The following is a 17,360-nucleotide window of genomic DNA, read 5'->3' on the forward strand; positions in this document are numbered from 1 at the left end:
CATCCTCATGCAGCCGGCAGGCAGCGGCGCATCATTCCGCGGCGACATTAACAGGCCCGTCGATTCCAAGACACTGCCGGACCAGCACCGGGATCGCGGCGAAGGCGTCGGCAACCGATCGCCGGTAGCGCTCGTCGTTGAACTCCTGGTAGTCGACCGCGATCAGATGGCTCTCCTGCACTCCGAGATAGTGGGCGCAGGTGAAGATGTGGGTCTCCAGATGGTTCATGGTCTCGCGCACCCCGCCGGGGCCGAAGCCGAATTCGCCGCGCGAGCTGAGCACCACAAGCGTCTTGCCGCGCAGGACCGGTTCGAGCGGAAAGTCGCCGCGTGCGAGATCGAAGCTGAAGGTCTTGTCGATGCGGATCACCTTGTCGAACCACGACTTCAAGGCCGCCGGCATGCCGTAATTGTGCATCGGCGCCCCGATCACGATCACATTGGCGCGTTCGAGCTCGTCGATCAGTTCGTCGGAGAGACGAAGTTCGTCGTGCTGCTCTGCGGTGCGGTCGCCGGGCGCGGTGAAGGCCGCGGCCACCCACGCCTCCGTGATCAGCGGCGGCGGGTCGCGGCCGACGTCGCGCGAGATGACCGTGGCGCCGGGCTCGTGCGTCAGCCACTGCTCGACGAACGATCTGGAAAGCTTCCGGCTGACCGAACGGTCGCCGCGCGGGCTGGCATCGATATGCAGAAGTGTCGTCATCCCTGGCCTCGGCTGATTGGGGCAATGCGTCGCTCCACAATGACCAAATGCCACCTCCGGCGTGATTGACGAATCCGGCAGCCGAGTTGAGAGAATCTCAACAGTGAAGCAGCGCGCCATGGCAACGCGGAGTGCGAGCGTGATCGCACTGCGATCTGTGGCTATTCAGCGCGCAAACTTCACTCTCGATGCCGCCTCAACCCGGCTTGAGGATTTCTCATTATCGCCTCAACGCTGCCTGCTGCTCAGATACCCCATCCCGGCCCAAACTAATGCGCCGGACAAAGGGGGGAAACATGTTGCTCAAGCAGACACAGCTTCCGGCGCAGGATGAGGCCGGCTTCGATGCCCACGGAATTGAACCGGTGCCGGCGGCGCACCGCACCTCGTCATCGTTCGATCAGTTCTGGATCTGGACCGGTGCGAACATCGCGCCGATCAACTGGGTGCTGGGCGCGCTCGGCATCCAACTCGGCCTCAGCCTGCTGCAAACGCTTGCCGTCATCGTTGTCGGCAATCTGTTCGGCGCGGCGCTGTTCGCCGCCTTCTGCCTGATGGGGCATCGCACCGGCGTGCCGCAGATGGTGCTGGGCCGGCTGGCGTTCGGCCGCCGCGGCGCCTATCTGCCGGCACTGGCGCAGGTGCTGATGCCGATGGGGTGGGTCGCGATCAACACCTGGATCGTGCTCGACCTCTGCATGGCGGCGCTCGAGCGGATGGGGATTGGCGGCGGCGTCGAGCTCAAATACGCGATCGCAGTGCTGGTGATGCTGTTCCAGATCGCCATCGCCGCCTGGGGCTTCAATGCCATCAAGGTGTTCGAGCGCTACACCATGCCGGTCATTCTGCTGATCATGGCCGTCATGACCGCGCTCGCCTTCTTCCGCGTCGATATCAAGTGGCAGTCGGCAACCGTCACCGGCATGCCGGCATTCGCGGCGGCGACGCAACTGATGACCGCGATCGGCATCGGCTGGGGCATCTCGTGGCTGACGTATGCCTCCGATTATACGCGCTTCACCAGGCCCTCGCTCAGTGGCGCCAAGGTGTTTCGGGCGACATTCCTCGGCATGTTCCTGCCCACGGTCTGGCTTGCTTTCCTCGGTGCTGCCATTGCATCCGCCGGTGCCGGCTCCGATCCGTCGAAACTGATCATCGCAGCATTCGGTGCGATGGCGCTGCCGGTGCTGCTGGTGCTGCTGCATGGCCCGATCGCGACCAACATCGTCGTGATCTATTCGGCGGCGCTGTCGTCGCTCGCGCTCGATCTGCGGCGGCCGCGCTGGGTGATCTCGGTGATGTCAGGCCTGATCGCCTCCGCGATCCTGTACGCCTTCCTGCAGTCGGGCGATTTTGCACACGCCTTCGACAACTTCATGGTCGCCCTGATCGTCTGGATCAGCCCATGGGCCGGCGTCACGCTCGCAGACTTCTATCTGGTGCGACGCGGCCGCATCGACGTCGCCTCGCTGTACGAGGAGCCGGGTCGGGATCGCGATTTCAACTGGGCCGGGCTGATCGCCTTTGCGGCCGGGTTCGCAGCGGCGTGGGCGTTCCAGATGGGCACGATCAAGGCCATGCAAGGCCCGCTGGCGCTCGCAACCGGCGGGGTCGACCTGTCGTGGCTGACCGGCATCGGCGTGGCAATGGCGAGCTACCTTGCGCTGCATCGGCTGTTTGGGCGCCCGCTGCCGCGGAGCGTCCGATCGCCGGCCACGGACGCCGCGTCGATCGAGCCCGCGCCGACGTCGACCTGACGGGGGTACGCCTTGCGCCAGTTCACTCCATCCTTGCGAACATCTCCACCAGCGTCTCGCGCAGCCAGCGTTGCGCGGGAACGGTGTCGTTGCGCTGGTGCCAGAACAGGCTGACGATGCGCGGCGGCGCCGGCAGCGGCACCGGCATGGCGTGCAGATGGGGCGCGTGGCGGGACTGAGCGCTGAGATCGCGCGGCAGCACGGCGATCAGGTCGGACTGGCGCACGATCTCGTAGGCGGCGTTGTAGTGGTTGACGGTCGCGACCAGATTGCGCGACAGCCCGCGCGAGGCGAGAAACTGGTCATAGGTCGGCAGCGTCTTGCCGGCGAGGCTGACATCGACATGCTTGGCGGCAAGGAAGCTCCGGGTGTTGAGCCGCTTCTGCCTGGCCAGCGGATGGTCGCGCCGCATCATGCAGGCGTACTCGACGGTCCACAGCGAGCGGGAGCGGATCACCGCCGGCGGCTGCTGCGCCTCGTTGACATAGACGCTCAGCACGCAATCGACCCGATTGTCCTCGAGCCGGTCGCCGATCTCCAGGATGGTGTTGGGCACGGTGTGGATGCGCGCGGACGGCGCCACTTCGCTGAAGCGGTTGAGCAGCCGCGGCATCACCAGCGAAGACACGTAATCCGACATCGACAGGATGAATTCGGCCTGGGTCTGTCGTGGATCGAAGGCGTCCTCGTCGAGCGCGTGGCGGACATGTTCCAGGGCATCGCCGATCGGCTGCCACAGCGCCACGGCGCGCTGCGTCGGGCGGATCCCGCTCGCGGTGCGCACGAACAGCGGATCGCCGAGTGCGTCGCGCAGCCGCGCGAGCGCGTTGCTGACCGCGGGCTGCGTCATGGTCAGCGCGCTGGCAGCGCGCGTGACGCTGCCCTCGGTCATCAGCGCCTCGAAGACTTTCAGCAGGTTGAGGTCGAGCGTGCGGAAGGACACGAGCAATATTCACAATGGTGATGTGCTAGATAACGATTATAAATTATTCGGATAATATCGGTTTGTCTATCATTCCCCGGCTGACCCTGTGGCGCGTGCCGGCCGCGGGGCGAGGGGGGACTTTCATGTCGATGATCTCGGCGCGCATCGAGCGCCTGCCGTTCGCGCGGTTCCATGTGCACCTGCTGCTGATGGGCGGCCTCGGCTATCTGTTCGACGCGATGGATGCCGCGGTGCTGGCGTTCATCCTGCCGGTGCTGCGCACCGCCTGGGGGCTGACCAATGTCGAGACCGGCGTGCTCGGCTCTAGCACCTTCGTCGGCTATTTGTTCGGCGCGCTGCTCGCGGGGACGCTGGGTGACCTGATCGGCCGCCGCGCGGTGATGATGTCGGCGCTCGCGCTCTACAGCGCGGCCTCGCTGGTCAGCGCCGCGGTGGACAGCTGGCCGGCGTTCTTTGCCGCGCGCGTCGTCGCCGGCATGGGCACCGGTGCGGAGAGCGCGATCATCGCGCCGTACCTCGCGGAGTTCGTGGCGCGGCGCTATCGCGGCGCCTTCACTGGCGCGCTGGCGGGCTTCTTCTCGTTCGGCTTCGTCGCCGCAGCCTTGCTCGGCTATTTCATCGTGCCCGCCTACGAGAACGGCTGGCGCATCGTGCTCGTCATCACGGCCGTACCTGTCGTGATGCTGCTGTGGTGGCGGAGGTCGCTGCCGGAATCGCCGCGCTGGCTGGAAAGCCGCGGAAGGGCGAAAGAGGCCGAAGCGGTGCTCGACAGGATCGAGGCCGGCTTCGCGCGCGAGGGCCGCGCGCTGCCGTCGCCGGTCGCCGAGCCGGCCGCGCCCGCCGCATCGTCGGGAACGCTGCTGAGCAATTTCGCCGCGCTGCTCGCCGGCCGGCAGGCGCGCATCACCACCATGACGTGGATCATGTGGCTGTCGATCACGTTCAGCTACTATTCCTTCTTCGTCTGGATTCCCGGCCTTTTGGTGCAGAACGGCATGAGCATTACCAAGAGTTTCGGCTATTCGCTCGCGATGTATTGCGCGCAGGTGCCGGGCTATTTCACCGCCGCCTTCTTCAATGAACGGATCGGACGGCAGGCGACGATTGCGACCTATATGCTGCTCGGCGGCGCCAGCGCGCTCGGGCTCGCCTTTGCCAAGAGCGATGCGGAGATCATGACGGCCGGCCTGCTGCTGTCGTTCTTCATGAACGGCACCTATGCGGGCGTCTATGCCTACACGGCCGAAGTGTTTCCGACATCGATCCGGACCACGGGGGCCGGGCTCGCATCCGCGATCGGCCGCATCGGCGCGATCGTGGCGCCGATCCTGGTCGGCTACCTCTATCCGAATTTCGGCTTTGCCGGCGTGTTCGGCGTCACCACGTCGGTGCTCCTGATCGGCGCGCTGACCGTCGTGCTGATGGGCGTGCCGACGCGCGGCCGGTCGCTGGAAGACATCGCAAGCAAGGCTGCGTGATCACGCAGGCCGGGAGACGATCATGTCCACTATCCTCTTCAAGAATGCCGCGCTGCTCGATCCGCTGCGGTCCGATCTGCTCGAAGGCCACCACGTGCTGGTCGAGGATCGCCTGATCAAGGAGGTGTCGGACAGGCCGATCGAGGCTTCCGCCGATCGGGTCATCGACCTCAAGGGCAAGACCCTGATGCCCGGCCTGATCGACCTGCATGTGCATGCGGTTGCCGTCGAGCTCGATTTGTCGCAGCAGGCGCGGATGGCCAACGTGCTGGTGACGCTGCGGTCGACCATGCTGCTGCGTGGCATGCTGAAGCGCGGCTTCACCACCGTCCGCGATGCCGGCGGCGCCGGCTATGCGCTGAAGCAGGCGATCGACACCGGTCTCACCGACGGTCCCAGGCTGTTCGTCTCCGGCCGCGCGCTCAGCCAGACCGGCGGTCACGGCGACGGGCGGGCCCGCTCGGACTATCTGGCCGACCCGACCTGCTCCTGCTGCGTGCGGGTCGGCGCGATCGCGCGCGTCGTCGACGGCGTCGAAGCGGTGCGCAAGGCGGTGCGCGAGGAGCTGCAGATGGGCGCCGACCAGATCAAGATCATGGCGTCCGGCGGCGTCGCGTCGCCGACCGATCCGATCGGCGCCTACGGCTATTCCGAGGACGAGATCCGCGCCATCGTCGCCGAGGCGAGGGCGCGGCACACCTATGTGCTGGCGCACGCCTACACCGCGGAGGCGATCGAGCGGGCAATACGCTGCGGCGTGCGCACCATCGAGCACGGCAATCTGATCGATCTGCCGACCGCGCGCCTGATGGCCGAGCAGGGCGCTTATGTGGTGCCGACGCTGGTCACCTATGAGGCGCTGGCCAATGAGGGCGCGAAATACGGCCTGCCGGCGGCGAGCGTCGCCAAGATCGCCGACGTGCGCGATGCCGGCCTGCGCTCGCTTGCGATCTATCGCGAGGCCGGCGTGAAAATGGGGTTCGGCACCGACCTGCTCGGGCCGTCGCAGCGGCTGCAAAGCGACGAATTCCGGATCCGCGCCGAGCTGCTCGGCCCTCAGGCGGTGATCGCCAGCGCGACCATCATCGGTGCCGAGGTGCTCGGCATGGAAGGCAAGCTCGGCCGCATCGCGCCGGAGGCCTTCGCCGATCTCTTGGTGGTCGAGGGCAACCCGCTGCGCGACGTGACGTGCCTGCTCGGCCAGGGCGAGCACATCCCGCTGGTGATGAAGGCCGGCAAGGCCGAGGTCGACCGGCTGGGCGGGTAGGGTGCGCTAACCTGCCGCCGAAGGGGGGCACGGCCAAAATATCGAAAACAACCCCATGCAAAGGAGCCGGCGGCTGCCGGCGAACACGGCAGCTTGACTCGTCGGGCAACTCAGCGGCATTATTCCATTATTCAGAAATCATGCAGCTTCGTTCGTCTCGCCCCCGCACGCGGGGCGTGGTGAAGCGTCCTTCACCACACCACGCGGAGGCCGGCGGTGCCCTTGTAGCTGTGGTTGTCGCCGGCATCCTGCAGGCTGGCGCGGTAGGTGGCTTCGCCGAACACGGTGTAGCGGCCGCCCGCCCAGCTGTAGCTGCCGCCGCCGCCGATCGAGCCCCAGAGCCGGTCGCTGGCGCGGGCAGGCCGGCATGGCACGCCCTGACCAGCCGGCACGCCCGATCACAATACCGCTGGCAGCGTTGACGTTGCCGGGCGGAAGCACGACATATCGCGTGCCGATCCCACCCGCCGCTCCGGAGCAAGCCATGAACGCCCCCAACATCGAGTCCGTCACGCCGCAATCGGGCGACGACGTGGTGGCCTGGCTGACCAACGAGACCCGCGACGAGCGCTTCATCGACAATATCTTCGCCGAGCTGTGCGTCCGGCTCCAGCAAACGGGTATCCCCCTCAAGCGGGCGACGATGAATCTCCTGATCCAGCATCCGCAATGGCTCGGCGCCCGGATCATCTGGGGCGACGGCAAGCGCGAGGCCGAGATCACGCGGGTCGACTACGAGGTCAGGGAGCGCTCGGAATATATCGGTAGCCCGGTCTACGAAATCCACCAGGGCGCCGGCGAGGTACGCGAGCGGCTCGAACGGGCGCCTGGCCGCACGCATGCGCTCTTTGACGAGATGCGCGCGCAAGGCCTGACCGACTATGTGGCGTGGCCGCTGCTGCATACGCTCGGCAAGCGGCATGTCGTGACATTCGCGACCGACCGGTCCGGCGGTTTCGATGACGCTGACATCGCCGAGCTGCGCAAGGTGCTGCCGGTGCTGGCGCTGGTCAGCGAAATCCGGATGAAGAACCGCCTGGCGCGGACGCTGCTCGAGACCTATGTCGGCACCCATGCCGGCGAGATGATCCTGGCGGGTGCGACGAGGCGGGGCAGCGGCACCACGGTCCGCGCCGCGATCATGATCTGCGACCTCAGGGACTTCACGCGGATCTCGGATTCCTGGCCGCGCGACGACGTCATCGATCTCCTCAACGACTATTTCGACGCGATGTCGGAGCCGATCGCGCGGCACGGCGGGGAAATCCTGAAATTCATCGGCGACGGTCTGCTTGCGATTTTCCCGCTCAGCGATCCCAGGGCCTGCGCCAACCTGCTGCATGCGGTGTCCGAGGCGCGGCAGGCGATGGCGGCGCTGAGCGAAAAGAACAGCATGATGGGCCGCGCGCCGATGAATTACGGCATCGGCGTCCATGTCGGCGACGTCATGTACGGCAATATCGGATCGCGCAGCCGGCTCGACTTCACGGTGATCGGCCCCGCGGTGAACATGGCCTCGCGGCTCGAGGCTCTGACCAAGCAATTGGGACGAAACGTGCTGCTGTCGCGCGCCTTCGCCGATCTGGTCTCGCACGATTTCGCGCTCGAGCATGTCGGCGAGCATTCGGTGCGCGGTTTCAGCGAGCCGATCGAGCTGTTTGCATATCGCGGCTGAGGCTCGTTTGGCCGAAAGCGGCGTGACGTGCGGCGCACGCACCGGCCGAGATGGCCCGATCTCCAGAAGGCTCCTGCCGCTAAGGAGATTGGCCGGAGAGCCTCAGCGTCGGTGCGCGCAGCAATTGCTGCTCGGCATAGTTGGCCAGACGATCGTACTCTTCGGCGATCTTCAGAAGGTTCGCGCGTGAGTTTTGGTATCTGAACAACTCCGCCTTGGCACGTGTCCTGGCGGCTCGGTCTCGCCAATAGGCGGGGTTGGTCATGACGTTCTCGATCATGGCGCCTCCCCCCTTTTCTCGGGGACTGCCCATAGACCAACGTCGCCGCGACAAGTCCGCTCCCCGAGGAACCCCGGAACTTCGTTCACGCATCAAGAGTCACTGAAACATTCCGTTTGTTCCAGGCGAAGTTTATTTAACCTGGATTCACGCGCGTTATCTTCCGGAACGCCGGATCGCGCGAATCATTCGGGCACTGGGAATTCAGATCGAGGTGATCTGCTGCGCCGGCGCAGCGCGCTCGACGAAGCCCTTGGCGAGGGCGTGATAGACGCCTTCCTTGCAGATCAGGCGCGAGCTCGCGTGCGCAATCAGGGCCGCGGCCATCAAGGGCACGACCATCGCGTGATTGTCGGTCATCTCGGTGACGATCACGAAGGCGGTGATCGGTGCCTGAACCACGCCGGCGAAATAGGAGACCATGCCGAGCAGCATGATGGCCGGCAGCGGCGCGCCGTGAAACAGCGGCGCGATGTTGGAGCCGAGCCCGGCACCGACCGCGAGCGAGGGCGCGAAGATACCGCCCGGCATGCCGCTGATCGAGGCGAACGTGGTCGCCAGGAATTTCCAGACGCTGAAGCTCGCCGGCAATTGTGCTCCGGCTTCGAGCGCGGATTTGACCTGCTGATATCCCGTGCCATAGATCGCGCCGTCGGACGCAATCCCGCAAATCGCGGCCGCAAATCCGCAGATTGCGGCAAAGCCGGTTGGATAATTCTTGATCGCGCGTCCGGCCGGATTGGCAAATCCGCGTGCCATTGCGATCAGGATGCGACTGAACAGGCCGCCCGCAAGACCTCCGGCAACGCCGCAGAGCGGGACCGCGAGCCAGTCGGTGCCGTTGCGCAGGGCCGTCGCGCTGGTGCCGAAATACGTGTAGTTGCCCATCAGCGCGAGCGAGGTCAGGCCGGCAGCGATCACCGCGCCGATGATCAGGCTGCTGGTTCTCGTCTCGAAGGCTCGGCTCATTTCCTCGATGCCGAACACGATCCCGGCCAGCGGGGTGTTGAAGGCGGCCGCAACACCTGCGGCCGCGCCGGCAAGGATCAGGCCGGGTTGGCGCCGCGGCGAGAAGCGGCCGAGCGCAAACATGATCGAGGCGCCGATCTGCACCGTCGGTCCCTCGCGCCCGACCGACGCGCCACACAACAGGCCGAACAGGGTCAGCAGGATCTTGCCGGCCGCAACGCGCAGCGAAACCAGGCTTTCGCGCGCGGTCTGGTCGGTCAGATGACGTGCAGCGATCGCCTGCGGGATCCCACTGCCTTGCGCGTTCTGAAAGAAGCGGTTGGTCAGAAACACCGACAGCGCGAACCCGGCCGGCGTCAGCATCAGCGAGGCATATTGGAAATGGGATACCACTGCGCCAAATGCGATCTGCGCCAGATCCGCGAGTTGTGCGAGGGCGACGGCCGCCGCACCGACCGCAATGCCGCCCAGCAAGAACAGGGCCCGGCGCTGCCAGCGCGCGGAGACCAGTCTGAACAGCCGCCTCTGGCGGTTGGAGGGGAAAGTCATTCTGACGAATTCTTAGCTCATGTCGTGGTCCGATACGAAGCGGATCACGTCATTCCTAGCACGCGTCGGCGGTATGCGAAGCTCAAGAAATCAGCACGGTGTGCCGGCGAAGCCGCCAAACTCCAGGGCCGAAATCCGTACCGCCTGAGGCCTCAATCTTCGGCGATCTCCGGGAGGCTCACGCGTGAGTTTTGGTGTCCGAACGACTCCGCTTTGGCGCGTTCTTTCCCTGCGGTGACGCATGATTGAGGGACGCGGAAAAACTGGCACAAACTGCACTTTGCGCGGCTTCCGCCGCGGCGTATTTTGAGCGTCCCATTGAAGGGCGCGTGTCATGTCCGAAGTGATTGTTCGAGCGGGCATCGTCGTGTTGGGACTGTGCCCAATCGCAATGGTTGCCGTTGCTCTGTTCATTTGATGGACGCTCACCTGGCCCGACCCGCGCTACCCGGGCCGGTAGATGGCCCCAGCGCCTGCCCTCCCAGGCCCCCATAGGTTGCTGGGGCCGCTCAACAAGGAGGCCGCCGGTTGGCGGCCTCATTCTGCCTGATACTGAGATGGGTAAGGCAAATTCACCGGGATTGATGCCGCCCAAATGACACGGGCACTGAATCGAAAAGGGCCGTCGCATCGGCGGCCCCTTTCTGCCGGTCACAATAGGTCTGTAAAAACTCAGTCGTGAAAAATGCTCTGCAAAGAACGGTAACGCCGGCAGGATTGGTATTACGACCGTCCTATCTTTCCAGAAATCCGGATCAGTACGGTGTTCCTGCGGTGGAACTGGTGGTCTGCGCGAGAGCCGAAAGAAAACCCTGCGCGCGCTGCGATGCGGGCGCGGTCGATCGTGCGCCTATCTCCGGCGCCGCTGCTTTCTCGGAAACAGCCGGTCGCGGATGTAGCGGGAGGTCGGCGTCAGGCGAAGGCCGCGCGGCTTCTGCCAGGCGGCGCGGTCGATCTCCTTCTTGTCGCCGATCGCCAGTCGGCCCTTGGCGTTCTTGGCGATGAAGATCGCGTCGCTCATCCTGCGGCCCGAACGCTTGTTCCTGGCCGTCACTTCCTTCCACAGGCTGAGCCTGCCGAGCTTGAGCTTCGGCAACTCCTCCTTGATTTCGCGCTTGAGGCAGTCCTTCCCTGTCTCGCGCGCGCGCCTGCGCCCGCCGGGGAACATCCACAGCCCGTCGGATCGGCGTCTAACCAGAAGAACCTTGCCGCGCTTCGCGGCTACCAGCTTGGAGGACTTGGGCAGTGAAGACTTGGGCATCTGCTGCGCAATGATCGAAAGAGAATCGACCCATTTTAACTTGTCTATTTGTGTAGACAAGTTCGAAGCCGCATTGTTCCACAGTCGTGTGTCGGCTGTTTGTCTTTGACGGCTGCGATCTTTGCTGCGCGCGGTCGGCCGTGGCTTCCTGATCTCGCTTGTATCCGGCACCTCACATTGAATTCGTGAAAGCTGTTACGGCCGGTGACCTGAACTCAGCCGGTTGCGTCGTGATGACGATACCCATGACGGCCGGCTTTCACTGCTTGACTCAATGTTCTTGTTTTGTTCTAATTGCCTCCACCGGGAATTGGAGGACGTCATGGACAACCGCATCAGCGAAATTCGCAGGCAGATCAGGGCGCTGCGCGTCAGCATGCTCGAGGCCGAAGCCATCATGCGCCAGCAGATCAACCGCGATGAGGACTGCGCCTTCGTCGCCGGGGACCTCTTGAAGATGCGGCTGGTCATGAGCCGCCTGGTCGAGGAGCGGGAGGTCCTGGGCGACCGCGATCCGATCATCGTGCATGCGGGCGTTGCACCGCGCCGTCGCGCCGCGACGCCGGCCTTCATTCGCCCGGCGAAGCGAGAGCTGGCCGTCGGCGAAGCGCGTGCATGACGGCGCTTGGAATGCGGCGGCTGTACGCCGAGCTGCAAGACGTGATGTGTCGGAGGAAAGATGAGAGAGCCGCTTCGGTATTTCCACGACAGCGATGATCACGCGCCCTGGATCAAGGCGCTGGCCGAGGTCCGGCACATGGCGACGCGGGAAGGCTGGTGCTTTCACCACGTGCAGGCGATCATCGTGGCGATTGACCAGTATGCCGAGGCCGCGCTCGGCAACCGCGAGTTCTTCCTCAACCGGCCGCAGACCGTCGGCCCGGTGAGGCGAGGCGACGTGCCCTAGAGCGTTTTCCAGCGAAGTGGATACCGGTTCGCGTCAAGAAAACGCGTCAAGACAAAAATCCAGAGCCCGTTCCGATTCAATCGGAACGGAAAAGGCTCTAACACGCTGATCGGCAGGCATACGCGTTCGGCGCCGCGGCAGCTCAACGCGCTGTCCTCGGCGGCGAAAGACCTTTCCCGGGAAATGCCGGCTATTTCGTGTAGCCTTGACTGGTGCAGTACCACCAGGATTCAGCGGCCGATGCGCCATGCTCGATCACGTATTTCCGGCAGGCTTCGTAGCTGACCGCATAGCGCTTGCCGCACGGTACCGCAGAGATGCCGAAATTGCTCGTGGAGCATGTGGATGCGGCGTGGCCCGTCGACATCGACAGGGCGCCGATAACGGGCAGGACCGCTAGAAGTGACGGGGCCTTCATCATAGCCATCGCCTCCCAAGTTGGAGGACAGCGGGGCCGCCGTCCCCACGGAGAACCTACTACATCGCAGACCTTTCACCACCGGATTTCGCTGATCTGACGCGCGATCTGCATCGCCACGCATCGTCGCGCACGCCGTGTTCGGCGTCATGCCCGGCGCATGACGCCTTCCGGGCGCAGGGGCCAAATGTCCCGGCCTGCCTGAGGCGGCCGGGATGGCCAATCCGCTGCCGGCGACATATCGTGACGGTTCGCGGCCGAATCTGAGGTGGATCGTTCATCGCCGGGTCATGTCCATCCGGCCATCGTCAGCGCCGCGCCCGCGAGGGCGGCGGCACATTTGCGGAGGAGTTTCGGATGATCAGGGGCTGGCAGGTTGCGACGTCGGCACTCGCCATCGTCGTGATGGTTGCAACGCTGGGGGCTGAGGCGAACGCGGCGCAGTGCGGCAACGGGCCCGGCGGGTTCGAAGCCTGGAAGCAGCAGTTCTCGGGCGAGGCGAGCGCCAAGGGCATCGGCGCCACCGCGATCGCCGCGCTGATGCAAACCCATTATGCCAGTGCGACGATTGCCGCGGATCGCGGCCAGCGCAGCTTCGGCCTGTCGCTCGAGCAGTTCATGGCCAAGCGCGGATCTGCGACCATCGTGGCGCGCGGCCGATCGCTGAAGCAGTCGCAGGCGGCGCTGTTCGCCTCGATCCAGCAGCGCTATGGCGTGCCGCCGGGACCGTTGATCGCGATCTGGGGCATGGAGAGCGGCTTTGGCAGCCAGCGCGGCAACCAGAACATGCTGTCCTCGATCGCAACGCTTGCCTATGACTGCCGCCGTCCGGAGTTCTTCACCGACCAGCTCTATGCGGCGCTGAAGCTCATCGACCGCGGCACTTTGTCCGGAAGCACGCGCGGCTCGATGCATGGCGAGATCGGCCAGACCCAGTTCATGCCGAAGAACGTCCTCGCCTACGGCACCGGCAATCTCGACGTCGCGGCCAACGCGCTGAGCTCGACGGCGAACTTCCTGCGCGCCCATGGCTGGCGCGCCGGCGCCGGCTATCAGCCCGGGGAACCCAACTTTGCCGCGATCGAGGCGTGGAACGCGGCAGGCGTCTACCAGAAGGCGATCGCCATCATGGGGCGGCAGATCGACGGCCAATGAGCGCAGGCGCGAGTTCCTTCATCGCCTGTTAACGCAACGGTGCCAGATCGTGCGCTGTGAAACGGGAGCAGATGGAGACCGGCTCCATGCTCAAGAACGGCACCTACGCGGCGTGGTTTCGAACGTCGCTTGCGGACGGCACCGGCATCGTGCACGTCGCCGATGGCAGGCTGTGGGGCAGCGACGCGGTCATGCTCTACAGCGGCACCTATGAGGTCGACGGCGAGCGCTTCTCCGCCGTGCTCACCACGCAGCGGCACTCCAGGGACGGCACGACCGTGTTCGGCACCGACGACCTCGTGGTGCGGCTCGAGGGCATCTGGACCGGCGCGATCGCGACCTGCACGGGCAGGGCGGACGCCGTGCCCGATCTCGCCTTCGAGGTGACGCTGATTCCGAGCCAGGAGGTGGCACCCGAGCCGCCGCCGGATCTGCCGCTGCCGAAGTTCGACCCCAGCAAGCTTCCGAAGTTGCCGAAACGCTCCAGCCGCTAAGGCACGATCCGGAAAAGTGCGAAGCGGTTTTCCCTCGCGACAAACGCCAGAGGCGTTTGCGCGGGGATCATGCTCACGCGTCGCGCGGGCCCGCGGTCTCCGGAAACGGCGCGCCCGGGATGTAGAGCTTCAGCGCGCGGATCTCGTAGACCGCCGACGGGTTGACGCTGCGCAGGTCGCGCGCCGCGGCGATCGCCTCCGCCTCATCGGCGCAATCGATCACGTAGAAGCCGAGCAATTGCTCCTTGGTCTCGGAGAACGGCCCGTCGATCACCATGCCGTGGCCGGGCCCACGCAGCGTGCTGGCGTTGCGGGTATCGCCGAGCCGCGCAGCCGGGCCGAGCTTGCCCTTCAGCCGTTGATGGACCTCGCGCAGACCCGTCATCACGGCAGCGTCCTCCTCGGCGCTCCACGACTTGACCTCGGCTTCGACGTGATAGGCCAGGATGGCATAAAGCATCTGATGTGCTCCTTATTTCTGATGCGCCAGGTCCAAGGACGTCTCGCGGCGATCCGAGCCGACATTTCATCCGGAGCGGATCGCACGGTTTCTGTGCTGCGACAAGGTATCCCGGCGGCCGGCATGGCGGCGGCGAATCGCGCAGGCCAAAACAGCAAAAAGGCGCGGCGGATGAGCTTCCGCCGCGCCCCCGATTTTGATGTCTCGCTGGTCCAGGGCTGAGAGCGCCCCGATGCCAGGCTGATTGCTCAGGTCCTAGCGGGCGATCCCAGCGAGGTGACAGCGCTTGAGACAAGACACTAGATCACCTCCTTTCTTTGTTGATGGGACTTCGAATATAGGCGCCAAATCCGCCGCTGTTAAGGCCGCAAGCCGGCCCGGCCGCGCCAGGAAACCGGCCGGATTGTGCCGAAATGGTTTCCTTTACGGAGAATCAGAACGCACGCCGGGGCAGTTGAGGCCGCCGCCCGGCCGTGTTAGGTGAACGCGAGATGCGGGTGTAGCTCAATGGTAGAGCAGCAGCCTTCCAAGCTGAATACGAGGGTTCGATTCCCTTCACCCGCTCCAATAATTTCAGTCACTTACCGGCTCTCCTTCTGTCCATTCGGACAGGCACGCTGTTGCTCATTCGGACAAATGTCCGCCCTTCGTTCGCGCGGCGCGTCGCTTTTTCGTGCCGGTTGCAATCTGCTTCTGGGTGCGTTTGACGTAGCGCGGAAGCACCTTCACCGTGGTGTGCCGGCTTTGTGCGAGGATCTCGCGATCGGTGAGTTCTGCGTCGCCGGTCTCCGTCAAGCCACCGTGGCGGAACGACGTGAACGACAGCTCGTCGCGTAGGCCGGCAGCGCGCACCACCTCTTTCACCTTCCGACTCATGTGAGTGAAGTCCGGCATGTCAGGCTTCGGCCATGTTGGCCAGGGTCCGCGGTTTCCCCAATCCCGTACCAGCATGAGGCCGCCGATTCGCTCGCGCTTGATCGCGTCGAGCTCCGCCATCAGCTCCGGATAGAGCGGCACACCGATCTCGTCAAAGAGCGGAATCCAGCTTTCGGACCCGGTCTTCTCATCGATCACGCAAACCAGATCAGGGCGGTCCTTCGGGCGATAGTGAGATGCATCGAACGTTGCGAAGATGTCGGTCTCGCGCTGCAGCCACTCCCAGGCGATTAGGGAGGCAGTGGCCAGCGAATGAAGGTTCATTTCGCCAGCCTTGATCCTGAAGGCGACCAATTCTTCGTAGGTCGCAGTCGGTGTCTCGCGATCTGACGAACGTAGCCCCATCCTGGCGAACGGATTGACGATCGGCAGTCGTCCGGGATTGCGGCGCGCGCACACGTTCCAGGCGCGGCGGCAGGATTTCATAGCGTGGTTCACGGTGGTGCGCCGCTCGCGCTCGACGATGTTGCCAGCGCTATCCTTGACCTTGAGCACCAGTAGCTTTTCGTACAGGTCATCGGTTAGCGCCGTATCGATCGAGACAATGCGCTTTTCGCCGAGGCGCTTCCCATCCTTCAGGACATAACCGCCGACAAGCTTGAATCCGACCTCGTGATTCCGCCTCGACTTTGGATCGAGCTTTGTGAAGCGGCGATCGGCGCGGTACTCGGCGAACACCCAATCGAGCGTTCCGGCAGCCGCGATCGCTGGTGTTGTCGTGGTCGCAGTGCTGGTGTCGCCGGTCCGCCACGCGTCAAACGCAGGTAGCAAAATCTCTTCGGCGCGCTTCACCGCAGCGGCATAGTCGAGACCAAGAGCCTCGCTATGCAACGGACAGCCGGCACGTTTCGCCCACGTCGGCACATGGAAGAAATGCGCCCATCCGGCGCCAGTTCGTTTGCGTTCGACGTAACGGGGAAGCGGCAGTGCGGAGCGGGGCGGCCTCATAGCAGCTTCCGGAGGTCCGCAGAGGTTTCATCCTGGGTGTCAGGTGCGCTGGCCGGCGCAGCGGGGAGCACGATGATCTTGCCCGGAACGATCTCTATGCGCCAATCCTTCACGCCAGACTTCGCCGCGGCTTTCATCGCCTTGGTGAGGTCGCCCTGCTTGAAGGAATGCGCGCCGCGCGACATGGCTAGATGGTCTCCATTGGGGCGCTCGGCCGACCAAGCCACACGCGCCGTGGTTCGCTACTTCTCGCGAAACCGAGGCCCCAATGGAAATTCGGGATCGGACGTCGCGCGTACCCCGTTGGTCACAGGGAAATCTCGATCGCGATCAGTCGATAAGAGCCCCCGGCGGTCAATCGGAATTTTACACGTACAAACTCGCACGAGTTTGGATGAATCCGGGTGCAGCAAAATCAAAAACTTGTCTTCACATTTCGATTTTTGGCGCGCCATCACTTTCTGTTGAAAACTTCCAGCAATGCCGTGGATCGCGGTTTCGCCGGGAGTCGCAAAAATGAAGGAGGCCCCGGATCATCTCCGGGGCCTCCTCTGCTCACCTGCTGTGGAACCGGCATGGTTGGGCCGCGGTGCTGTGAACACCTGATGACCAACTCATCCTGCGGCGAGCGCGAGGCATGGACTATGGTAAGTTTCGAGCAGGCGCTTGGCGCGCCTCACGGTGTCCTGGGCCTCGCGCATTGCCGCCAACTCGCGCTCCAGCCGCTCGAAAATTGGCACCAGATAGTCGCCGTGCTTTGTAATGCAATACGCTACAATCGCGAGCGCGCGTTCGAGACGTTCGATCGTTACCGGCTCACTCAAGTTGCAACTCCCTTTGCTCGCGCGACTCGTTGCACAGCGTGAAAACGCTCTAACTCTGACCAGTCGTCCGCATCGCTCTCTGCGGCCGCAGCATCGACAAGTGCCCGCGAATAAGCCGCACGGAATTCCGGCGACGTCGGATCGTTTGGCAACGGAGTGCGCGTGCCTCCGTTGACGCGAAACGATAGGTGAAGATCGCCAGCGCTTCGAAGCTCAAGCGCGCGTCATTGAAGCAGGCGTTACCGATGACGGTATAGTTGCTGGTGAAAGTGTGCTGCACGATCGTCACTTTGTCGCTCCTTCTCCGCGTTGAAGGGGACGACAACCACAACG

The 17,360-nt window shown here is 64.4% G+C and carries 21 protein-coding genes and 1 tRNA gene; 10 read left to right on the forward strand and 12 right to left on the reverse strand.

All coding sequences use genetic code 11. The features are described from left to right. Positions 1-31 precede the first annotated feature (31 nt). Entirely contained in the window at positions 32-703 is a 672-nt protein-coding gene (locus tag JEY66_RS19505; protein ID WP_018272232.1) for an FMN-dependent NADH-azoreductase, read from the reverse strand. 296 nt (positions 704-999) lie between these two features. On the opposite strand from JEY66_RS19505, the gene JEY66_RS19510 reads away from it, so the two are divergent. Beyond that, positions 1,000-2,460, forward strand: coding sequence for a purine-cytosine permease family protein (locus JEY66_RS19510; RefSeq protein WP_018272231.1), 1,461 nt, complete (start codon positions 1,000-1,002; stop codon positions 2,458-2,460). A gap of 22 nt (positions 2,461-2,482) precedes the next feature. On the opposite strand, the gene JEY66_RS19515 is transcribed toward JEY66_RS19510, so the two are convergent. Beyond that, a complete protein-coding gene (locus JEY66_RS19515; protein ID WP_018272230.1) occupies positions 2,483-3,409 on the reverse strand; it encodes a LysR family transcriptional regulator in 927 nt (308 codons plus the stop codon). Between the two features lie 119 nt (positions 3,410-3,528). On the opposite strand from JEY66_RS19515, the gene JEY66_RS19520 reads away from it, so the two are divergent. Then, positions 3,529-4,884, forward strand: coding sequence for an MFS transporter (locus JEY66_RS19520; protein WP_026192923.1), 1,356 nt, complete (start codon positions 3,529-3,531; stop codon positions 4,882-4,884). A 22-nt stretch (positions 4,885-4,906) separates the two neighbouring features. Next, a complete protein-coding gene (locus JEY66_RS19525; protein WP_018272228.1) occupies positions 4,907-6,151 on the forward strand; it encodes a metal-dependent hydrolase family protein in 1,245 nt (414 codons plus the stop codon). Positions 6,152-6,342: 191 nt separating this feature from the next. Here JEY66_RS19525 and JEY66_RS19530 read toward each other — a convergent pair whose 3' ends face one another. Next, the gene (locus JEY66_RS19530) at positions 6,343-6,543 is read right to left on the reverse strand and encodes an autotransporter (RefSeq protein WP_145972847.1); all 201 of its coding nucleotides are present in this window, start codon (positions 6,541-6,543) and stop codon (positions 6,343-6,345) included. A 92-nt stretch (positions 6,544-6,635) separates the two neighbouring features. Between JEY66_RS19530 and JEY66_RS19535 the strand changes: the two genes are divergently transcribed. Beyond that, positions 6,636-7,826, forward strand: a complete 1,191-nt coding sequence (locus tag JEY66_RS19535; RefSeq protein WP_016843392.1) for an adenylate/guanylate cyclase domain-containing protein — start codon at positions 6,636-6,638, stop codon at positions 7,824-7,826. Between the two features lie 79 nt (positions 7,827-7,905). Here the strand turns inward: JEY66_RS19535 and JEY66_RS19540 are convergent, their stop codons facing one another. The 3 genes from JEY66_RS19540 to JEY66_RS19550 form a co-directional block, all read right to left on the reverse strand. Further along, entirely contained in the window at positions 7,906-8,106 is a 201-nt protein-coding gene (locus JEY66_RS19540) for a hypothetical protein (protein ID WP_041482667.1), read from the reverse strand. Between the two features lie 204 nt (positions 8,107-8,310). Beyond that, positions 8,311-9,624 carry a chloride channel protein gene (locus JEY66_RS19545; protein WP_018272225.1) on the reverse strand — a complete coding sequence of 438 codons (1,314 nt, stop codon included), beginning with the start codon at positions 9,622-9,624 and terminating at the stop codon, positions 8,311-8,313. 850 nt (positions 9,625-10,474) lie between these two features. Then, on the reverse strand, positions 10,475-10,885 hold the full coding sequence (locus JEY66_RS19550; RefSeq protein ID WP_016843395.1) for an NUDIX hydrolase: 411 nt from the start codon (positions 10,883-10,885) through the stop codon (positions 10,475-10,477). Positions 10,886-11,207: 322 nt separating this feature from the next. Between JEY66_RS19550 and JEY66_RS19555 the strand changes: the two genes are divergently transcribed. Both JEY66_RS19555 and JEY66_RS19560 read left to right on the forward strand, forming a co-directional pair. Further along, positions 11,208-11,504, forward strand: a complete 297-nt coding sequence (locus JEY66_RS19555; RefSeq protein ID WP_018272224.1) for a hypothetical protein — start codon at positions 11,208-11,210, stop codon at positions 11,502-11,504. Positions 11,505-11,564: 60 nt separating this feature from the next. Then, the gene (locus JEY66_RS19560) at positions 11,565-11,792 is read left to right on the forward strand and encodes a hypothetical protein (protein ID WP_016843397.1); all 228 of its coding nucleotides are present in this window, start codon (positions 11,565-11,567) and stop codon (positions 11,790-11,792) included. A 190-nt stretch (positions 11,793-11,982) separates the two neighbouring features. On the opposite strand, the gene JEY66_RS19565 is transcribed toward JEY66_RS19560, so the two are convergent. Further along, positions 11,983-12,213 carry a hypothetical protein gene (locus tag JEY66_RS19565; RefSeq protein WP_244620813.1) on the reverse strand — a complete coding sequence of 77 codons (231 nt, stop codon included), beginning with the start codon at positions 12,211-12,213 and terminating at the stop codon, positions 11,983-11,985. Between the two features lie 354 nt (positions 12,214-12,567). Between JEY66_RS19565 and JEY66_RS19570 the strand changes: the two genes are divergently transcribed. Further along, complete coding sequence (locus tag JEY66_RS19570) at positions 12,568-13,365, forward strand: lytic murein transglycosylase (protein WP_018272223.1); 798 nt, start codon at positions 12,568-12,570, stop codon at positions 13,363-13,365. Between the two features lie 71 nt (positions 13,366-13,436). Beyond that, entirely contained in the window at positions 13,437-13,859 is a 423-nt protein-coding gene (locus tag JEY66_RS19575) for a hypothetical protein (protein ID WP_018272222.1), read from the forward strand. Positions 13,860-13,932: 73 nt separating this feature from the next. Here JEY66_RS19575 and JEY66_RS19580 read toward each other — a convergent pair whose 3' ends face one another. Beyond that, positions 13,933-14,319: a YciI family protein gene (locus JEY66_RS19580; protein WP_018272221.1), complete on the reverse strand. Its 387-nt coding sequence runs from the start codon at positions 14,317-14,319 to the stop codon at positions 13,933-13,935. Between the two features lie 21 nt (positions 14,320-14,340). On the opposite strand from JEY66_RS19580, the gene JEY66_RS19585 reads away from it, so the two are divergent. Both JEY66_RS19585 and JEY66_RS19590 read left to right on the forward strand, forming a co-directional pair. Beyond that, complete coding sequence (locus tag JEY66_RS19585; RefSeq protein ID WP_026192920.1) at positions 14,341-14,541, forward strand: hypothetical protein; 201 nt, start codon at positions 14,341-14,343, stop codon at positions 14,539-14,541. Between the two features lie 271 nt (positions 14,542-14,812). Continuing rightward, positions 14,813-14,886, forward strand: a tRNA-Gly gene (locus JEY66_RS19590). 57 nt (positions 14,887-14,943) lie between these two features. Here JEY66_RS19590 and JEY66_RS19595 read toward each other — a convergent pair. From JEY66_RS19595 to JEY66_RS19610, 4 genes are all read right to left on the reverse strand, one after another. After that, entirely contained in the window at positions 14,944-15,750 is an 807-nt protein-coding gene (locus tag JEY66_RS19595; protein WP_248887620.1) for a site-specific integrase, read from the reverse strand. Between the two features lie 449 nt (positions 15,751-16,199). Continuing rightward, positions 16,200-16,388 carry a hypothetical protein gene (locus JEY66_RS19600; RefSeq protein WP_018272218.1) on the reverse strand — a complete coding sequence of 63 codons (189 nt, stop codon included), beginning with the start codon at positions 16,386-16,388 and terminating at the stop codon, positions 16,200-16,202. 429 nt (positions 16,389-16,817) lie between these two features. Beyond that, a complete protein-coding gene (locus JEY66_RS19605; protein WP_018272217.1) occupies positions 16,818-17,027 on the reverse strand; it encodes a hypothetical protein in 210 nt (69 codons plus the stop codon). Between the two features lie 49 nt (positions 17,028-17,076). Further along, the gene (locus tag JEY66_RS19610; RefSeq protein WP_129965113.1) at positions 17,077-17,316 is read right to left on the reverse strand and encodes a hypothetical protein; all 240 of its coding nucleotides are present in this window, start codon (positions 17,314-17,316) and stop codon (positions 17,077-17,079) included. Positions 17,317-17,360: the final 44 nt, after the last annotated feature.

The sequence above is a fragment of the Bradyrhizobium elkanii USDA 76 genome, assembly GCF_023278185.1.
GTDB lineage: Bacteria > Pseudomonadota > Alphaproteobacteria > Rhizobiales > Xanthobacteraceae > Bradyrhizobium > Bradyrhizobium elkanii.

What these genes read in the sequence shown, in the direction of transcription:
- JEY66_RS19505 (WP_018272232.1), bottom strand. Translation starts at nt 703, where the DNA reads ATGACGACACTTCTGCATATCGATGCCAGCCCGCGCGGCGACCGTTCG.
- JEY66_RS19510 (WP_018272231.1), top strand. Translation starts at nt 1,000, where the DNA reads ATGTTGCTCAAGCAGACACAGCTTCCGGCGCAGGATGAGGCCGGCTTC.
- JEY66_RS19520 (WP_026192923.1), top strand. Translation starts at nt 3,529, where the DNA reads ATGTCGATGATCTCGGCGCGCATCGAGCGCCTGCCGTTCGCGCGGTTC.
- JEY66_RS19525 (WP_018272228.1), top strand. Translation starts at nt 4,907, where the DNA reads ATGTCCACTATCCTCTTCAAGAATGCCGCGCTGCTCGATCCGCTGCGG.
- JEY66_RS19535 (WP_016843392.1), top strand. Translation starts at nt 6,636, where the DNA reads ATGAACGCCCCCAACATCGAGTCCGTCACGCCGCAATCGGGCGACGAC.
- JEY66_RS19540 (WP_041482667.1), bottom strand. Translation starts at nt 8,106, where the DNA reads ATGATCGAGAACGTCATGACCAACCCCGCCTATTGGCGAGACCGAGCC.
- JEY66_RS19545 (WP_018272225.1), bottom strand. Translation starts at nt 9,624, where the DNA reads ATGACTTTCCCCTCCAACCGCCAGAGGCGGCTGTTCAGACTGGTCTCC.
- JEY66_RS19550 (WP_016843395.1), bottom strand. Translation starts at nt 10,885, where the DNA reads ATGCCCAAGTCTTCACTGCCCAAGTCCTCCAAGCTGGTAGCCGCGAAG.
- JEY66_RS19555 (WP_018272224.1), top strand. Translation starts at nt 11,208, where the DNA reads ATGGACAACCGCATCAGCGAAATTCGCAGGCAGATCAGGGCGCTGCGC.
- JEY66_RS19560 (WP_016843397.1), top strand. Translation starts at nt 11,565, where the DNA reads ATGAGAGAGCCGCTTCGGTATTTCCACGACAGCGATGATCACGCGCCC.
- JEY66_RS19565 (WP_244620813.1), bottom strand. Translation starts at nt 12,213, where the DNA reads ATGATGAAGGCCCCGTCACTTCTAGCGGTCCTGCCCGTTATCGGCGCC.
- JEY66_RS19570 (WP_018272223.1), top strand. Translation starts at nt 12,568, where the DNA reads ATGATCAGGGGCTGGCAGGTTGCGACGTCGGCACTCGCCATCGTCGTG.
- JEY66_RS19575 (WP_018272222.1), top strand. Translation starts at nt 13,437, where the DNA reads ATGGAGACCGGCTCCATGCTCAAGAACGGCACCTACGCGGCGTGGTTT.
- JEY66_RS19580 (WP_018272221.1), bottom strand. Translation starts at nt 14,319, where the DNA reads ATGCTTTATGCCATCCTGGCCTATCACGTCGAAGCCGAGGTCAAGTCG.
- JEY66_RS19585 (WP_026192920.1), top strand. Translation starts at nt 14,341, where the DNA reads ATGCGCCAGGTCCAAGGACGTCTCGCGGCGATCCGAGCCGACATTTCA.
- JEY66_RS19600 (WP_018272218.1), bottom strand. Translation starts at nt 16,388, where the DNA reads ATGTCGCGCGGCGCGCATTCCTTCAAGCAGGGCGACCTCACCAAGGCG.